The organism is Desulfosporosinus shakirovi, from assembly GCF_020595055.1.
In the GTDB taxonomy this organism is placed as follows: Bacteria; Bacillota; Desulfitobacteriia; order Desulfitobacteriales; family Desulfitobacteriaceae; genus Desulfosporosinus; species Desulfosporosinus shakirovi.
In genome coordinates, this window is the sequence record NZ_JAJDOO010000046.1 from 16,906 (window position 1) to 30,891 (window position 13,986).

A 13,986-nucleotide genomic window follows, 5' to 3' on the forward strand; every position below is an offset into this window, starting at 1 on the left:
CCCTCCTTCATTTCAAAGTGTATTGGTTTGAGAGCCTGCCGCTGTCCTCGGTGTACCGGGGAACAATCCCGATCATGCGCAAATTCTCCAGACGGTGCAGATTGCGGCTTGTGGCCGAACGGGAAAGTCCCATATCCTTCGCAAGATTTTTTACCGATATGACCACGCTGCTATGGTGGCCTCCCGATATATCCCAAAGATAACAGTACAACAGCTTTGCGGCAGCAGGGATATGAAGCCCCGCGTACAGCTTGTATCTTGTCAGATCGTTCATGTTCTCCCTCCTTCAACAACGCGACTTATCGCTCCGGCTCATGCCGCTTTTTTACAGACGGCTCCACCCTTGTGCTATGGTTTTGATCCTGCTGAAGAAGGCGCAGATGCTCAACTTCCTCCAGCGCGCGCTTGCACAAATCCTCAAAGGCAGTCAGACGGTCGCCCAAATAGTGCCCCCAGAAATAATCTTTTTCATCTTTTCTGCATTTCCATGTGACAAATTGCGCGGGAGCCGTATCGGGTTGTCCGATTACAAATTCCGCGTTTCCTACGATCAGCCGGTCGGTGATGGTATAACCGGCGTTGATTTCCTTTTCCATAGCTCAAGCCTCCTTATCGCTCTGGTTCCCGTTTCTTGTGCTTCGCCTGTTGCTCGGCCTGTATCTGTTTTAGCCGTTCCTTTGCCCAATCTGGCATATGCTCTGGCTTGACCGTGCCCAAAATATCCTCCCGGTTCCAGCGGGATTCCTTGCCGGAATAGAGGTTGACGGTATAGACCGCCCGGCCTCTGGAATTGGCATGAGTGCCAAAGCCGCCCGTGGCTAGCACAAGCTGCTTGTCGGCGGTACGGTATTCAGGGCGCAGGCGCTCCGCGCGAATGACCACCACTTTGTTTTCAATGCGCTCTCCGTAATCATTGGGGATACAATGCTCCAACGTGAAAGGCTCCAGTGGGATGGAGATTTTGTCCCGTTCCGTTTTGACCGCTTCGAGCTGCGCCGTTACGCGGTCGGTGAACTCGGTCATCATTTCCACATAGTCCGCGCTTGCTGCGGCACTGAAATAGTGGTCGATACCCAACGGGTTATCCCAGGTACAGTTGCACACCATGTACGGATAATCGGGTTTCGCATCGTCCACCGCAAAAAGGATTTCTTTATCTCCAACATGGATGGCGTGTTTTACCTCGTAGGTATCCACCATGCGTTTTTCATCATCCATTTTAATTCTCACTCCTATCTATGGGCAGACAGAAAGGGACAGTTTCCCGCCCCTTTTGTCGCCATGCCGTTATTTCTTTTTCCGCTTGATGTGCAGATACACCGCGCCGCCGATAATCACCAGACAAAGCACGATGGCTAAAATGGCTTTCAGTTCCACCAAAAACACCTCCCTTTATTTAAAATCCGACTATATAAAAAATACCGACATAAGCAAAAAAGCCGATGCACAAAAATACGGCCAGCGGTACGCTCCTTTGCCGTGTCGCCGCCCCATAGATGCAAGCGGGAAGCAGGGCAAAAAAGAGGATGAATGCAAGTCCGTTCAGGCCGAAGTAAAAGCCCATCGCCGTCGTCAGCTTGATGTCACCACCGCCCACGCCACCGCATTTCATGGCAAGAAACAGCAGACAGATACCCGGCAGCAGAAATCCCGCAACACGCTGAGCCGGGGTCGGATATGGCAAAAGTAAAGCGGATATGCCGCCAATCAGGAGGATTGCAATCCAAGTCCAATCGGGAATAATCCGCTTTCTAAAATCGGTGATGGCCGCCCACACAAGGGGAATGGCACAGAGCAGCAATGCCATATCAATTTCCCGTGGTGACATCATCATCGTACATGCTGTCCACCACATAGATTTTAAGTTCCCCTCCAGTAATCCATTTGGACAGTGTTCCTCCGGGGGTATGAACATCGGTGACAAGAAGCTGTACAATGTAATCTCTAAAATCCGGGAACCAGACCGGAATGTATTCCTTTCTATATCGGAAGGGAGACGCGGGATTCTCCCGGAAAATAAATTGACCGCCCTCCTTGATTAAAGGGATTGCAGTTTCATAACGGTATTCCGGCAAATACACTTCTGCCGTCTGCGGGTCAGTTATTAGCTCTGATTTGTCATAATTGGTGTTTACGGTCGCATTGACCTTGATGGAATAGCCATAGCCCGATTTGAGATAACCCTTTGCTTCGGTGTCGTAGTCCAGCGTGGCGCTGACATTCAGCTCGGCATAAAACTCACGCCATACAAATTGGTCGTTTTCATACCGTTGTTCCCACCACGTTACCCTGGGCTGATCATTTCTTTTCGGCGGGTCTGGCAGCGCCTGGCTTTCCTCCGGTTCTCCATAGGTCACATTCTGGATGACCGCCTTTTGGGTATAGATGTTGTTGGCGGCGGTGCTTTCATTATCTAAAGTCTGATCCGGGTTGATGGTGGCAATCAGCGTAATGTCCTTGTCGGCCTGCACGTTGGGGGTGTCCCATCGCAGGGATACCACATTCCATGTGTCTTTTTCCATAACGATAGCGTCGATGCGCTTCTGATAGGATAGTTCAGGGATTTGAAACAGCACGGTGACATTTTCTCCTGGTGTAAAATCGAGGCTTCCGCGATTGCCAACTTTAACGGTGGTAACAACGGCCTGATTCTCCTTATAGCGGTCAGGGGTGATGCGCTGCACATCTAAATCGTAGGGTTTTTCCAGCACCCTAATTCCCGCTGAAGCCTGATTGTTACTCAGGTTTGTATCCGTGTACCCGACGGGTGGCAATATCCGCGCCGTTATCTGAATGGGCACACCTTTTTCGCCTGCGGTGCTGGTCACCAGATACGCTTTCTTTTCATACGCCTTAAAGTTGTCTGTTGCAGGTACGGCAGGGACTGTCTTGCCGTTGATGGTGACATTGAGGCGCACTTCAGACAGCGCCTTATCGGTGGAATTCGCAAAGTAAACCGTAAAGCTGTAGCTTTCCCGTTCGTACACCGTGGGCGGCGATGACAGGTTTACCCATACATCGCACAGATTGTAAATCGGAATATCCGGTTCATCCGGGTTGTCGGGATTATCCGGATCATCGGGAATATCAGGATCGTCAGGGTTATCGGTTGACCGCTCTATCACCGTAATGCTTGAAACGGCGGCATTGTTGATGGGGTTTTCATCCATAAGACCTTCTGGCGTTTCCACGTTCGCCCACAGACGATATACCTCGCCCGCGCTGCCCGCTGTGCCGGTGATGATGTAGGATTTGGTTTCCTGCGGCCCAAAGTCCGCTGTTCCAGGAATTTGCAGCAGGACATTTTCGTTGTTCTTGCCCTGTAAAGATACTTTTTTGAGTGTCAAAGAGGATTGGTTCGTAAAGCTCACGGTAAAGCTGTATTCCTCATGCTCATAAACCGTAGGGGCTGTAAGAATGCTGGCCGACAGGTCGCAAGGCTCCTTTTGTCCGGGTGGTTCCTCCGGTGAGTCGTCGGGGTTATCCGGCTTATCAGGTATATTGACAGGGTTGTCAGGCGTTGATTCCGGCGCGGGGTCAACAATTTTAATAACCGCTGTGGCCGTGTTATTGGCAAGGTTCCCGTCGATAAAGCCCTCCGGCACACCGATGTTGGCCCACAGGCGGATTTCATTGGCGGCGGTATCGGCAGTGCGCTTAATGGTATAGGTTTTGCTCTGATTGGGTGAAAAGTCCTGCTCGGCAGGGATTTCCTCAATGCTTATGCCATCTACCGTGCCTTTCATGGGTACATCGTAGGCCGGACTGTTTCCGCTGTTCATGTAAATAACGGTAAAGGAATAGTCCGCACCGCGATTCACAGTGGCAGGGGCGCGGATGACCACCGACAGGTCGTTTCCGTCCTGTGCCCGAAACTTAAAGTAGAAAGCGGCGGCAGGGATTTGATAATGGATTTTCTGCGTGATTTCCGTCTGTGTTTTACTCTCCCCATCGGTGTATTCGACGCTCTCCGGGGTATAATCCCATTCCAATCCTTTATACAGGAAGTTGCGGGACAGCCTGATGTCATCCTTGTGGAAGGTGACGGAGGTGGTCTGATAAGGGTAAAGCAGTTCCGGCACTCCTTTGTCCTGCGCGGTGAGCTTCCCGAAAATCTCTTTCTTGCTTTCATCACACCAGGTCGCGTCCACATCAATTTTGACAGGAGCCTGATAGGACAGTACCGTGTCCCGCATGGTTTCAAAGGCAACAAGTGCCTTTTCCGTCCAGCCATAACGGGTGGTCAGTTCTTCAAAATCGGTATTGGTGTCATAGGTTCCATAGAGCTTGCTGGAGGCAAAGCCATAAATCTCCACCACGTTGCTGCCTTTTAGTATATAAGTTCCACCGTCATATCTGCCGATCCATGCGGCAATTCGCTCCTGTTCAGAATCGGCCACTGTGTTGGCGTTCACAAGGTCGATACGCTGCGGCTCGGAAAAAGATTTCAGCAGCGTTTCGCCCTCATATATTTCCTTCACATTCATGCCGATGGTGCGGTATCGGGTGTCATACGTGGCTTTGACCTGGAAGATAACATTGGCCGTGATGGTGAGTACAGCGCCTTGGTCTGTTTTAGCCGTGATGGTGTAGGGGCCGCAAGCCTCCTTGTTTTCAATGGTCAGCATATATTCTGGCGTGATCTCCCGGCTCTGACCGTCATATTCCAGTTTGATTTCCGTAAGCGCCCCGGTATTGGGCGTAACACAGATGGGGATTTCTGCCGGAAACTGCTCCACGGCTACCATGCCGCTTTCACTCACAAGGCTGTCTATGGGAGAGGAAACAAGGATTTTAATATCGCTGCTTGATGCGGCAAATGCCTTGACGGAAAAGAGCAGACAGCACAAAAATACAAGCGGCACAGTAAAAATGAGTTTTGGTTTCATTCGGAACCTCCTTCTTCGATTCGGTTGTTGACGCTGGAGATAGTAAAGGGAAGCCGCACATCCCCGGTGAGAAAGCTGAAAATGCTGCGGGTTTTCAGCGCCCCGTCCAGCGTCAGCCGGGGCGGTTCGGCGGTCGCGTCAATACCCTCTATTTCAAGCTCATAAACCCATTGTTCATCGGCATATTTGTTAAGTGCTGCATCCAGCCCCATGCTTTCGTGTAAATAGGTATAAAGGGTATCTTCCGCAAGTGCGCTGTCCATCCGGGCATATCCGTCCCTGCGGTATTCGTCCAGCACGGCGTATTCCACTGAGGCGTTTACCCCGCGCTGGAGAACATACTCCACCTGCTGATACAGGCTTTCCATACGAAAATATTCAATCAGGATAGCCGAAAGGGTCAGGATGAAAAAAACCAGGATAAGGATAAACACAAAAGCGTCGCCTTTACGATTACTCAATATTTTTCTGAACTTACCCACAACTTCACCTCCTTTCTTCGGCGTTCATTCCGGTAGCTTCCAAAATACCTCCGACATGCCGGTGATGCTTACCCTCATAGGAATATTGATTTGAACAGGTGGCGCAAAGGATGGCGTGAAGATGGTAAAGGGGTGGCTGTATTCCATCGTGACCGTAAAAGTGTCCCGCAACTGGATTTTCTGGCCCTCACAATACTCCACATCCTCGACGGTCATTTCCGGCGATAGACCGGTCTGCTGTTTAAGCCGGTAGAAAACATCGTAGGCCTTGTCGGATACCTGTCCTTCCAGTTCCACTACCCGGACAACACGGCGACAGACATGGTTAAGGTTCAGATAGGTGGTAAAGATGCTCAGAAAACTCATAACCGTGGCCATGAGCGTAATCACCACCAGCGTTTTTATTATCAAATCGAAATAGCTGCTGCCTTTCCGGTCGGAAAGGAGCTTTTGAAAAGGCAAAGGGGGAGAAGATCTCCCCCGTATGCCCCGTTGCCTGCTGTTCATCTTTTTTGCACCTCCCGCATCTGCGGATATGCTTGTTTTGGCATTCATCAGTTCAGTAAGCCGGTGATTTTACTGACGATGCTGTTCCAGATGGTGGTGATCGAACCCTGATAGAGCGTCATGAACACCGCACCTACCACCACAACGATTAACACCACGATCAACCAACCGGTCATCTGATCGCCATTCGGGTTTGCCAGTACGTTTTTGGCTTTGACCGCCGCCATACGCATTTTGTTTTTCAAAGTAGTCATCATAACAAATACCTCCATATTAGTTTTTAGTTTTGGTTTAAAGGGAAAAGGGGAGCGCTGCTCCCCCTTTGTTGCTGCCTTTTGGCTATGATTAGCTCAGTAAGCCGGTGATTTTACTGACGATGCTGTTCCAGATGGTGGTGATTGATCCTTGATAGAGCGTCATGAACACCGCACCTACCACAACAACGATTAACACCACGATCAACCAACCGGTCATCTGATCGCCATTCGGGTTTGCCAGTACGTTCTTGGCTTTGACAGCCGCCATACGCATTTTGTTTTTCAAAGTATTCATCATAACAAATACCTCCATATTAGTTTTTAGTTTTGGTTTTAAGGGAAAAGGGGAGCGCGGCTCCCCCTTTGTTGCTGCTTTCGGGCTATGCTTAGCTCAGTAAGCCGGTGATTTTGTCCACAATGCTGTCCCAGATTTCAGTGATTGAGCCTTGATACAGCGTCATAAACACTGCACCCACGACGACAACAACTAACACCACGATCAGCCAGCCGGTCATTTGATCGCCGGATGGATTTGACAGTACGTTTCTTGCCCTCGTCAGGACGTTTTCAATACGCTTTTTCATGGAATTGTTCCTCCTTTCCTTCGTAATTGTGTTTGTGGTCATAGTGCTTTGCATGGTACTACCTCCTGAAAATGTATTTTGAAAAGGGTTTTACCCCGTTTTCACATGGAATTAAAAAAGGCCCCCCATTGATTTGACCATGTGGGAGCCGATGACATAGAGCAGGCTGGCAAGCGTGACAGCCACAAGAGGGATGGATGCGATTTTTACCCTACGGGGCAGATTGTTGAGTTTTTTCTTCAGCGCTTCTTTGGCTTTGATGTCCATATCCCTGGCAAGGTAAGCCAGCGCCTCCCCTTGATGCTCACCCCGGTGCAGCCCAATGAGTGCATTCGTCAGAAAGGAAACATCCGTCAGACCAATACGCTCATTGAAATTCCGCAGGGCAGTTTCGATGTCCTTTGCTTTCATTTCCATGACCAGAACCGAGATATCGTAATAAAATACGTCGCTTGCAACACGCAGATAATCCTCGAATATCTGGATCAAATCCACCTGTACGACGGTTTTGTGACTGCCCTCCCGCATATCGTCCAGCTTATACAGGATGGAACGGACAAAGCCCGGAAGCTCCGCTTCTATATGCGCCTTTTTCCTTTTTAACTTATCCTTAAAATCAGTCGTAAAGTGGAAATAGACTATAATGGAAAAAATGAGAATAACGGGAGCGATACTTGTTGCCCCCATTGCCAAAAGTGGAATCATAAGCAGCAGGGTAAATGCAGCACAGATGAGCGCCCTGGCTTGATATTCCTTCGGTGTCAGCTCCAGACCTCCGCGCCGCAGCAGGGATGCCATTTTTGCTTCTCTTGCCGGGTCAAGCGGGACCAGCCTAGCAACCGGCTTTACAAGGGGCATGACAAAACGGTTTAACAGCCGCTTGCCCGTTTTCTCTTTTTCCGTTTGCAGGTTTTTGATGTTCTTTTTCATATTCAGTTTCGGGATTTTCAAAAGCTGTCTACAAATTAAAAATCCTGCCGCAGTCAGCAGGACAAACACAATGATTTGATAAAACAACGGTGAACCTCCTTATCTGTTGGATGGCTTTGTTGCCTTCATCACATAGAAGGCCGTAGCAAGCGCGGTCAGCATCATCAGGACAATCAGCAGCTTGCCGATGGTGGTTTTGGTGAGAATGAAAAACCATTCAGCATTGGAAAAACGCATCATGGGAATGACGGAAAACATTAGTCCTACCGTCATGAGATAATCCCGCCATACCCTGACCATCATGCCGTCACTTTCAATCTGCATGGATTTGGCATCATTCATAGCTTTGATGATGGGAAACAACGCAAATTTTAGCCTTCGGTCCTGGTGACAGAGGATGAGGGTTTTCACCCACTCGGAAAAATACCGATTTTTAATCTTGGCCGCCAAACGGTGCAATCCATATTCTACATTGGGATTGATGAGCCGGATTTCCGACACAAACTCGTCAAAGGGTGACGGGATTCTCAAGTTCAAAGGAATGTACCGGTTCTTTTCCTCTGCATAAAGCTCCACCGCTTTGATAATGTCATCGTTTCCGGCATAAGCATTGGTGATGATGGACATGGTGTTTTCCAATCCTTCGATTTCTTCCCGCGCTGCCTCGGAGCTTTTCACAGTCAGGTAAAAGTACGGGGCGTGAAGCACACATACCGCCATCACCGCCGCCAGTTCAACACTGCCAAACAGAATCATTCCAGCCACAAGGCCGCCTGTCGCCGACACGAACACCATCACAAGAAATTTCTTCTTTGTGCATCGGGTCTGCCGGAACAGAGTTTGAAAGCGGATGGCAATCCGTTCGGGGATTTTCAGCTTTGTCCCCGCCAGATACAGACGGCGTTTTTTCAGCGGGTTTTGCTCCACCGAAAAGGGGTTTAGTTTTAGCAGGAGGAACAGAGCAAAACTGACAAGCACAAACACAAGGATAAGGGATAGATGAATCGAGTTCATACAGTTCCTCCTTCCGCAAAGCGGCGGATCTCCTTTTGAGGAACACCACCGACCAGCAGCCTTTCGGCAAGTGGCGGAGAAATGCAGCCCATACGCTTATGGCTTCCCGCAACCTTTATAATCCTCCCGGTTACGTCCCGTTCATAATGGTCAACCACATATTTGAAAAGAGTGCTGCCGGTGACTTCACCGTTCTGCACTCCGGTGGCTTCAAAGACTTCCATGTATTTTCTCGACTTATCGGGCAATTGCATTTTGAAAAGCATAATCGGGAAGGCTTCCACAATATTTTTCATAAGCCGTTCTTCGGAGAGAGATGTTCCAGCCTCCAGGCACATGGTCAGGATTCTGTCGTAGGCTGTCCGCGCACTGTTCGCGTGTAAAGTACTGACGATGGTATGCCCCGTTCTTCCTGCTTCCTGCACCGTCAATGCTTCCTTACCACGCATCTCAGCCGGAACAAGAATTTCGGGGTGTAGCCGTAAGGACAGCTTCAGCAGATCCAGCATAGTGATGGGATTGGGTTCTTCCTTGGTCAAAAGATGAATCACGTCATTGAGCATCACGCCGTTTTCATCAAACTGTGTAAGAGTAAGCTCTCTTGTATCTTCAATCGTCACGATACGTTTATCCAGAGTTACGCAGCTTAGAATATATCCCATGTCGGCGGTTTTTCCGCTGCCCGTGGCTCCGGCTATGGCTACCGATACGCCGTTGTTGATGCAAAGAACCAAAAAATCCAGTTCCTCTCCCGTAGCCGTGTCCCATCCGATGAGGTTTTCCCGTGTAATATATGATGGTTTTTGCTTTCGGATGGAGGCAATGGCCCCAGCATCCGGGTCAACGCAAGGCTCAATGGCTCCCGACATACGGACGCCCTTTGAAATATAGCTGTCCCCAATGGGCTTGGAACCGTCGAGGATGACATTCCCAAACCGGCTCATCTTTCGGACGATGTTGGCGCAGGCTTCCGGGTTCCCGAAGGTTTCATTCAGCCGCACCTTTCTGTCCTTGTACAGTACCCAGACGCCGCCGGAGCCGTTGACGTTGATTCGTCACTGTCCTGCAAGTACGGGGACAACAGCCCCATACCGGCCATATCATAATAGATCGCATCCACCAGCTCAGAAATGTTCCGAAGGTCTTTTGCTACCAACTGTTCGCTGTTTAAGTAGCGCATAATCAGGTCTTTGAGCTTTCCCTCGGCTTCCTCCGAATATAATACCTGGGCCAGTTCCGCAGAATGGTTCTTGGCGATAATCCGTTGCAGCTTGTCGAGGATTTCTCCGTAGTCCTGGGCCTTTACGCTTTCTCCGGTGTCGGAGCGCCGCTTGTTGGCCCGGTAAATCAGGTCGTTGACGGAAAATCTGCTGTTCATGGCTTCCCACCTCCGCAGATCCCGTTTGCTATTTCCTCCAGCACCTTGCTGTAATGCCTGCAAGGTCGGTCACGGAAGAAATACAGGGGCGTTCCGGCGTTTTCCAATTCGCCTGCCCGTTTGATATAGGGCAGCTCATAGGCAAAAGGCAGCTCTACCATGCTTTGATAGGTCTTGTCGTCAAATTCGCCGTTTGGAGCCAGCAGGATATGGGTTTGCTTCTGTGCAATATGCAGCTCCCGCACAAAATCCGCAACGCCCTGATACCACATCTGCGCTCCGATAGCTGGCCTGTGCAGGGTAAAAATCCCGTCTGCCAGCCACAGTCCAACGCCCGATACCGGGTTATTGATTTCCGCAACTCCGTCCACAAGGAGAATGTCGAACACCAGGGATGCGGCGTTCATCATTCGCTCCACGCTTTCCAAAGTAACAGTGTCGCAGAGCAAGCCGGAATAGTGAGTGGGGACGGACAGGAAAAACAGGTTTTTGCTTTCCCCATACTCGATGAATTTCTCCCCGATATTTGGGTTATCCTCACGCAAGGCTTCATACAGCCCTTCTTCCGGGGACACAACTTGACCAAAAAAGGTTTGCAGCTCCCCATAAGTGAGGTTGGAGGAAATGAGGCCCACCAACACATCACGTTTGGAAAGGACGCAGGCCAGATTAACCGCGAAGGTGGTTTTGCCGCTGCTGTTGCGGCCCCAAATGGCATAGATTTTACTGCTCATGGCTCACACCTCGTTTCTCAAAGATCAAATGCAATTTTCCCGTGTACTCTGCTTCAATCAGCTTTTGGGCTTGGGCCTCGGTGGCAATCAGGGTAATGGCCTTGGGAACGGGGTCGCCAGTAGTTGACTGACCATTTGATAGCTGCTCCCGGACTTCTGCGGTATCTTGGGTACGGGCATTCTCTACACTATAAACTTCCAGACTGTGCAATTCGGGATAGAGAATGACTTGCGGGGAAGAGTCCTGACCGCTTGATGCCTTCTGCATAAAAACGGCTATCGTTACAATATCGCCAACTTGCAAATGAGAGGAAAGTCCCGCCGCGATGCTTGGAACGCTGATGGTAACAAGGCGCTGGTTGTTTTTCACAATGCGGTCAAGCAGCTCATCGGCAACAAAGCTGCCGAGCTTTTGGGGAAAGAAATAATCCCCCTTGGCGATGGCGGTCTGCACAACCTTACCCACAATCAGGGTCTTGTCGTTGATAACTCCTTCGGGCAGGCCAAAGCCTCCCACCTCCACGGACTCGAGGTACTTATCCGTAATCTCTGTTCCTGCCGGGATGTCCTCCACCGCCCGCAGCACAATGACCGTTGCACTTTTATTCTCGTAAAAGCGCGGCAGGAGCAAAAACGAAACGCCCGCCGCCAGCACAAGGCAGAGGACGCTTAAAAATATCCGATTTTTCAGTAGCTTCAAGTTGCTCTGTTCCTCCTTTCAGGTTTTTAGAATAAAGGACGGTTTTACCTACCGAAAAAAAAGGGTGGCTGTCTTGGCTGCTTTTCATTCTTTTCCTTTACGACAGACACATGACTGTCATCCTGTGCCGCTTTCTCACCGCTATGGATGAGGCGGATCAGGGTACGGAAAACCTTGTTTTTTTTCTTTGCCGTCTGTTTCATAACAGGCTCCTTTCTGTGTAAATTTTGTGATATTACCAGCCGAAAGAAAGAAATATTTCTTTTTCGGCTGGTAAGTTTTTTGGGGTGGGGTGTGGGGAGGGGGAAACTGCAAGTCCGCTGTGAGACGCCTGCAAGCAAAAGACAGTCTACCCCCTTGGCGTAAAATCATTTCGTCAGTCATCAAAAATGACGCACTTTTTCTTGCTGCATTTCTCGCGTTGCTTATCAAAATGCAGACAATGCTTACAATCCCGATCCTGCATTGTTTTTGCAGGATCACGTTCATGCTTGGGCTTTTCCTGCATCATGCGCTCATATTTACGTAGAGGCCCTTTTGTAAAGTACATGGCAGCACCTCCTTTCTAAAAAGGGCACAAAAAAACACCCTCATTTATATGAGAGCGAACATCACTCGACAATCGGCTTATCGTTCCTGTTCACGCTGCCGCTTTTTGTACCAGCCTTCAAGTAATTGGACGATTAAATCCTCTTTTTGCTTTTCTGAAAAGCTCTTGGGGAAAAAGCGTTCTATGCGTTCCCGCTGAATATTGAATTTTTCCTTTTGATTAGGTTTTTCCTCGGTGAGAATGGAGAAAATGACATCCACACTCAACCGTCCGTCCTGACTGAGCTTTTTCATTCGCTGTGCCTGTGCTAAAGACGGAGTGCAGTCCTCCGACTGCATGGTGCTATATAAGTCTTGCTGTTCCTTTTCGGCTAAGTAGGAAAGCTCTACAGCCGGATTAAAGGCAATTTGTTTTTCATCCACCATTTCAATCATGGATGGTATGAGTTCAGTTAAGCGGATATATCGGAATATCTGATTTTTGCTTTCACCCATTTGTTCAGCCAAAACTTCACTTGATTTTTTGCCGTCCAACTTGTTCCCAACTTGGGAACAAGTTAAATCCGTCCTCTGTCCCTGCCTGTTCATAGCCTCCAGTTTCATCTTATATGCAAAAGCTTTTTCACTTGGGGAAATGCTTTCCCTTTGCAGATTGCTGTCAACCATAATAATAGTAGCTTGATCGTCGTCCAGCTCACGGACAATGCAGGGCATGTTTTCTTTGCCTGCAAGCTCACTTGCCTTTTTGCGTCGGTGTCCAGCAACCATTTCATAGCCGCCATCCGCTTTGGGGCGTACAAGACCGGGGACTAAAACACCATACTGCTTTACGCTGTCTGCCATTTCTAACATGGCTTCATCTGCTTTCACCTTAAACGGGTGATTGGGAAAATCGCTGATTTCCGAAAGGGGAATATCCAGTACCTTTTCACGCTGTTCTTCGGCGCGGCTCTCTTCGGTAGTGAACAGATCATCTACTGAGGCCAGCTTGATGCTGTCTCTTGCGCTGCTTTTCGCCAATGTCCTTCACCTCCTTCGTAAAGGCTTGATAGGCTTTCGCCGCGATTCCTTGCGGGTCGTAGGCATAAATACTCTTGCCTTTTTCGCTGGCCTCCGCTGCACGGATAGACAAGGGAATTTCCGATTTAAAAACGCACAATTTGTCGCCGTAATCCCGGCGCAGGACAAAAGAAATATCCTTTGCAAAGTTGGTGCGTGTATCTACCATCGTGGGCAGAACACCGTCAATGGTCAGCTTCGGATTGATTTGTCTTCTTACGCGGGCAATGGTCTGTAACAGCTGTGTCATTCCTTTAGCGGGAAGATAGTGGGCTTGAACTGGAATGATAACACTGTCCGCGGCTGCAAGGGCATTGATGGTCATCATACCCAGGGAAGGCATACAGTCGATCAGTACATAATCATACTTGTCTTTGACAGCATTGATATATGTCCGCAGCACCGTTTCCCGGCTCATGGTGTTGACGAGTGAAACCTCAATGGCTGACAGTTCGATGTTGCCCGGCATGAGGGAAATACCTTCCTCATGGGAAAGGATGCCCTCGTCAGGCTCATAGGGTTCTTCCAGCATGGTCTTTGTCAACAAGGTAGCCAGCGATACAGGAAGACTGTCCGGCTCCTTGAAACCCAATGAATCCGTCAGATTACCCTGCGCATCTGCGTCCACCACCAGCACTTTTTTACCCTGTACTGCAAGTCCGATTCCAAGATTGACCGCCGTCGTTGTTTTGCCGACACCACCTTTCTGATTGGCAAGGGCGATTACTTTTGACACTTGAATTTCCTCCTTTCACGCAAAGAAGCCAGTTACTTTACATAGTGAATAAAGCAACTGGCTTCTTTGTTTATTTTTATATGAAAAGAGAACATAAACTAAAAACTTATGTCGATAGAGTACAATTAAGTTCGCAAAATTAAAAAAGGGAAAACCATCGGTTACTC

At 49.2% G+C, this 13,986-nt stretch carries 21 protein-coding genes; all 21 read right to left on the reverse strand.

The annotated features are described in order from the left end of the window. Positions 1 to 7: 7 nt before the first annotated feature. Positions 8 to 274: a helix-turn-helix domain-containing protein gene (locus tag LJE72_RS23170; protein WP_229250336.1), complete on the reverse strand. Its 267-nt coding sequence runs from the start codon at positions 272 to 274 to the stop codon at positions 8 to 10. A gap of 25 nt (positions 275 to 299) precedes the next feature. After that, positions 300 to 596 (reverse strand): hypothetical protein, encoded by a 297-nt coding sequence (locus LJE72_RS23175; RefSeq protein ID WP_229250337.1) that lies wholly within the window; start codon positions 594 to 596, stop codon positions 300 to 302. Between the two features lie 13 nt (positions 597 to 609). After that, a complete protein-coding gene (locus tag LJE72_RS23180; RefSeq protein WP_229250338.1) occupies positions 610 to 1,218 on the reverse strand; it encodes a hypothetical protein in 609 nt (202 codons plus the stop codon). A gap of 69 nt (positions 1,219 to 1,287) precedes the next feature. Continuing rightward, the gene (locus LJE72_RS23185; RefSeq protein WP_229250339.1) at positions 1,288 to 1,377 is read right to left on the reverse strand and encodes an LPXTG cell wall anchor domain-containing protein; all 90 of its coding nucleotides are present in this window, start codon (positions 1,375 to 1,377) and stop codon (positions 1,288 to 1,290) included. 19 nt (positions 1,378 to 1,396) lie between these two features. Continuing rightward, positions 1,397 to 1,855 (reverse strand): prepilin peptidase, encoded by a 459-nt coding sequence (locus LJE72_RS23190; protein ID WP_229250340.1) that lies wholly within the window; start codon positions 1,853 to 1,855, stop codon positions 1,397 to 1,399. Then, entirely contained in the window at positions 1,809 to 4,889 is a 3,081-nt protein-coding gene (locus tag LJE72_RS23195; protein WP_229250341.1) for a hypothetical protein, read from the reverse strand. Before LJE72_RS23195 ends, LJE72_RS23190 begins: the two co-directional genes overlap by 47 nt. Then, on the reverse strand, positions 4,886 to 5,371 hold the full coding sequence (locus LJE72_RS23200) for a TadE/TadG family type IV pilus assembly protein (protein WP_229250342.1): 486 nt from the start codon (positions 5,369 to 5,371) through the stop codon (positions 4,886 to 4,888). Before LJE72_RS23200 ends, LJE72_RS23195 begins: the two co-directional genes overlap by 4 nt. A 24-nt stretch (positions 5,372 to 5,395) precedes the next feature. Further along, the gene (locus LJE72_RS23205; RefSeq protein WP_229250343.1) at positions 5,396 to 5,878 is read right to left on the reverse strand and encodes a DUF4320 family protein; all 483 of its coding nucleotides are present in this window, start codon (positions 5,876 to 5,878) and stop codon (positions 5,396 to 5,398) included. 47 nt (positions 5,879 to 5,925) lie between these two features. Beyond that, positions 5,926 to 6,135 carry a hypothetical protein gene (locus tag LJE72_RS23210; RefSeq protein WP_229250344.1) on the reverse strand — a complete coding sequence of 70 codons (210 nt, stop codon included), beginning with the start codon at positions 6,133 to 6,135 and terminating at the stop codon, positions 5,926 to 5,928. A gap of 88 nt (positions 6,136 to 6,223) precedes the next feature. After that, positions 6,224 to 6,433 (reverse strand): hypothetical protein, encoded by a 210-nt coding sequence (locus LJE72_RS23215; protein ID WP_229250345.1) that lies wholly within the window; start codon positions 6,431 to 6,433, stop codon positions 6,224 to 6,226. 88 nt (positions 6,434 to 6,521) lie between these two features. After that, positions 6,522 to 6,719: a hypothetical protein gene (locus tag LJE72_RS23220; protein WP_229250346.1), complete on the reverse strand. Its 198-nt coding sequence runs from the start codon at positions 6,717 to 6,719 to the stop codon at positions 6,522 to 6,524. Positions 6,720 to 6,830: 111 nt separating this feature from the next. Continuing rightward, the gene (locus tag LJE72_RS23225) at positions 6,831 to 7,736 is read right to left on the reverse strand and encodes a hypothetical protein (RefSeq protein WP_229250347.1); all 906 of its coding nucleotides are present in this window, start codon (positions 7,734 to 7,736) and stop codon (positions 6,831 to 6,833) included. A 12-nt stretch (positions 7,737 to 7,748) separates the two neighbouring features. Beyond that, complete coding sequence (locus LJE72_RS23230; protein ID WP_229250348.1) at positions 7,749 to 8,663, reverse strand: hypothetical protein; 915 nt, start codon at positions 8,661 to 8,663, stop codon at positions 7,749 to 7,751. After that, positions 8,660 to 9,607 (reverse strand): ATPase, T2SS/T4P/T4SS family, encoded by a 948-nt coding sequence (locus tag LJE72_RS23235; protein WP_449508558.1) that lies wholly within the window; start codon positions 9,605 to 9,607, stop codon positions 8,660 to 8,662. Before LJE72_RS23235 ends, LJE72_RS23230 begins: the two co-directional genes overlap by 4 nt. Before the next feature lie 47 nt (positions 9,608 to 9,654). Then, positions 9,655 to 10,041: a hypothetical protein gene (locus LJE72_RS23240; protein WP_229250350.1), complete on the reverse strand. Its 387-nt coding sequence runs from the start codon at positions 10,039 to 10,041 to the stop codon at positions 9,655 to 9,657. Beyond that, the gene (locus LJE72_RS23245) at positions 10,038 to 10,775 is read right to left on the reverse strand and encodes a P-loop NTPase family protein (protein WP_229250351.1); all 738 of its coding nucleotides are present in this window, start codon (positions 10,773 to 10,775) and stop codon (positions 10,038 to 10,040) included. The genes LJE72_RS23240 and LJE72_RS23245 overlap by 4 nt, the downstream gene beginning before the upstream one ends. Continuing rightward, on the reverse strand, positions 10,765 to 11,475 hold the full coding sequence (gene cpaB, locus LJE72_RS23250) for a Flp pilus assembly protein CpaB (RefSeq protein ID WP_229250352.1): 711 nt from the start codon (positions 11,473 to 11,475) through the stop codon (positions 10,765 to 10,767). The genes LJE72_RS23245 and cpaB overlap by 11 nt, the downstream gene beginning before the upstream one ends. A 44-nt stretch (positions 11,476 to 11,519) precedes the next feature. After that, positions 11,520 to 11,678: a hypothetical protein gene (locus LJE72_RS23255; RefSeq protein WP_229250353.1), complete on the reverse strand. Its 159-nt coding sequence runs from the start codon at positions 11,676 to 11,678 to the stop codon at positions 11,520 to 11,522. A 173-nt stretch (positions 11,679 to 11,851) separates the two neighbouring features. Further along, positions 11,852 to 12,025 (reverse strand): hypothetical protein, encoded by a 174-nt coding sequence (locus LJE72_RS23260; RefSeq protein WP_229250354.1) that lies wholly within the window; start codon positions 12,023 to 12,025, stop codon positions 11,852 to 11,854. A 77-nt stretch (positions 12,026 to 12,102) separates the two neighbouring features. Then, positions 12,103 to 13,044 carry a ParB/RepB/Spo0J family partition protein gene (locus LJE72_RS23265; RefSeq protein ID WP_229250355.1) on the reverse strand — a complete coding sequence of 314 codons (942 nt, stop codon included), beginning with the start codon at positions 13,042 to 13,044 and terminating at the stop codon, positions 12,103 to 12,105. Next, positions 12,995 to 13,819: a ParA family protein gene (locus tag LJE72_RS23270; RefSeq protein WP_229250356.1), complete on the reverse strand. Its 825-nt coding sequence runs from the start codon at positions 13,817 to 13,819 to the stop codon at positions 12,995 to 12,997. The genes LJE72_RS23265 and LJE72_RS23270 overlap by 50 nt, the downstream gene beginning before the upstream one ends. Positions 13,820 to 13,986 lie beyond the last annotated feature (167 nt).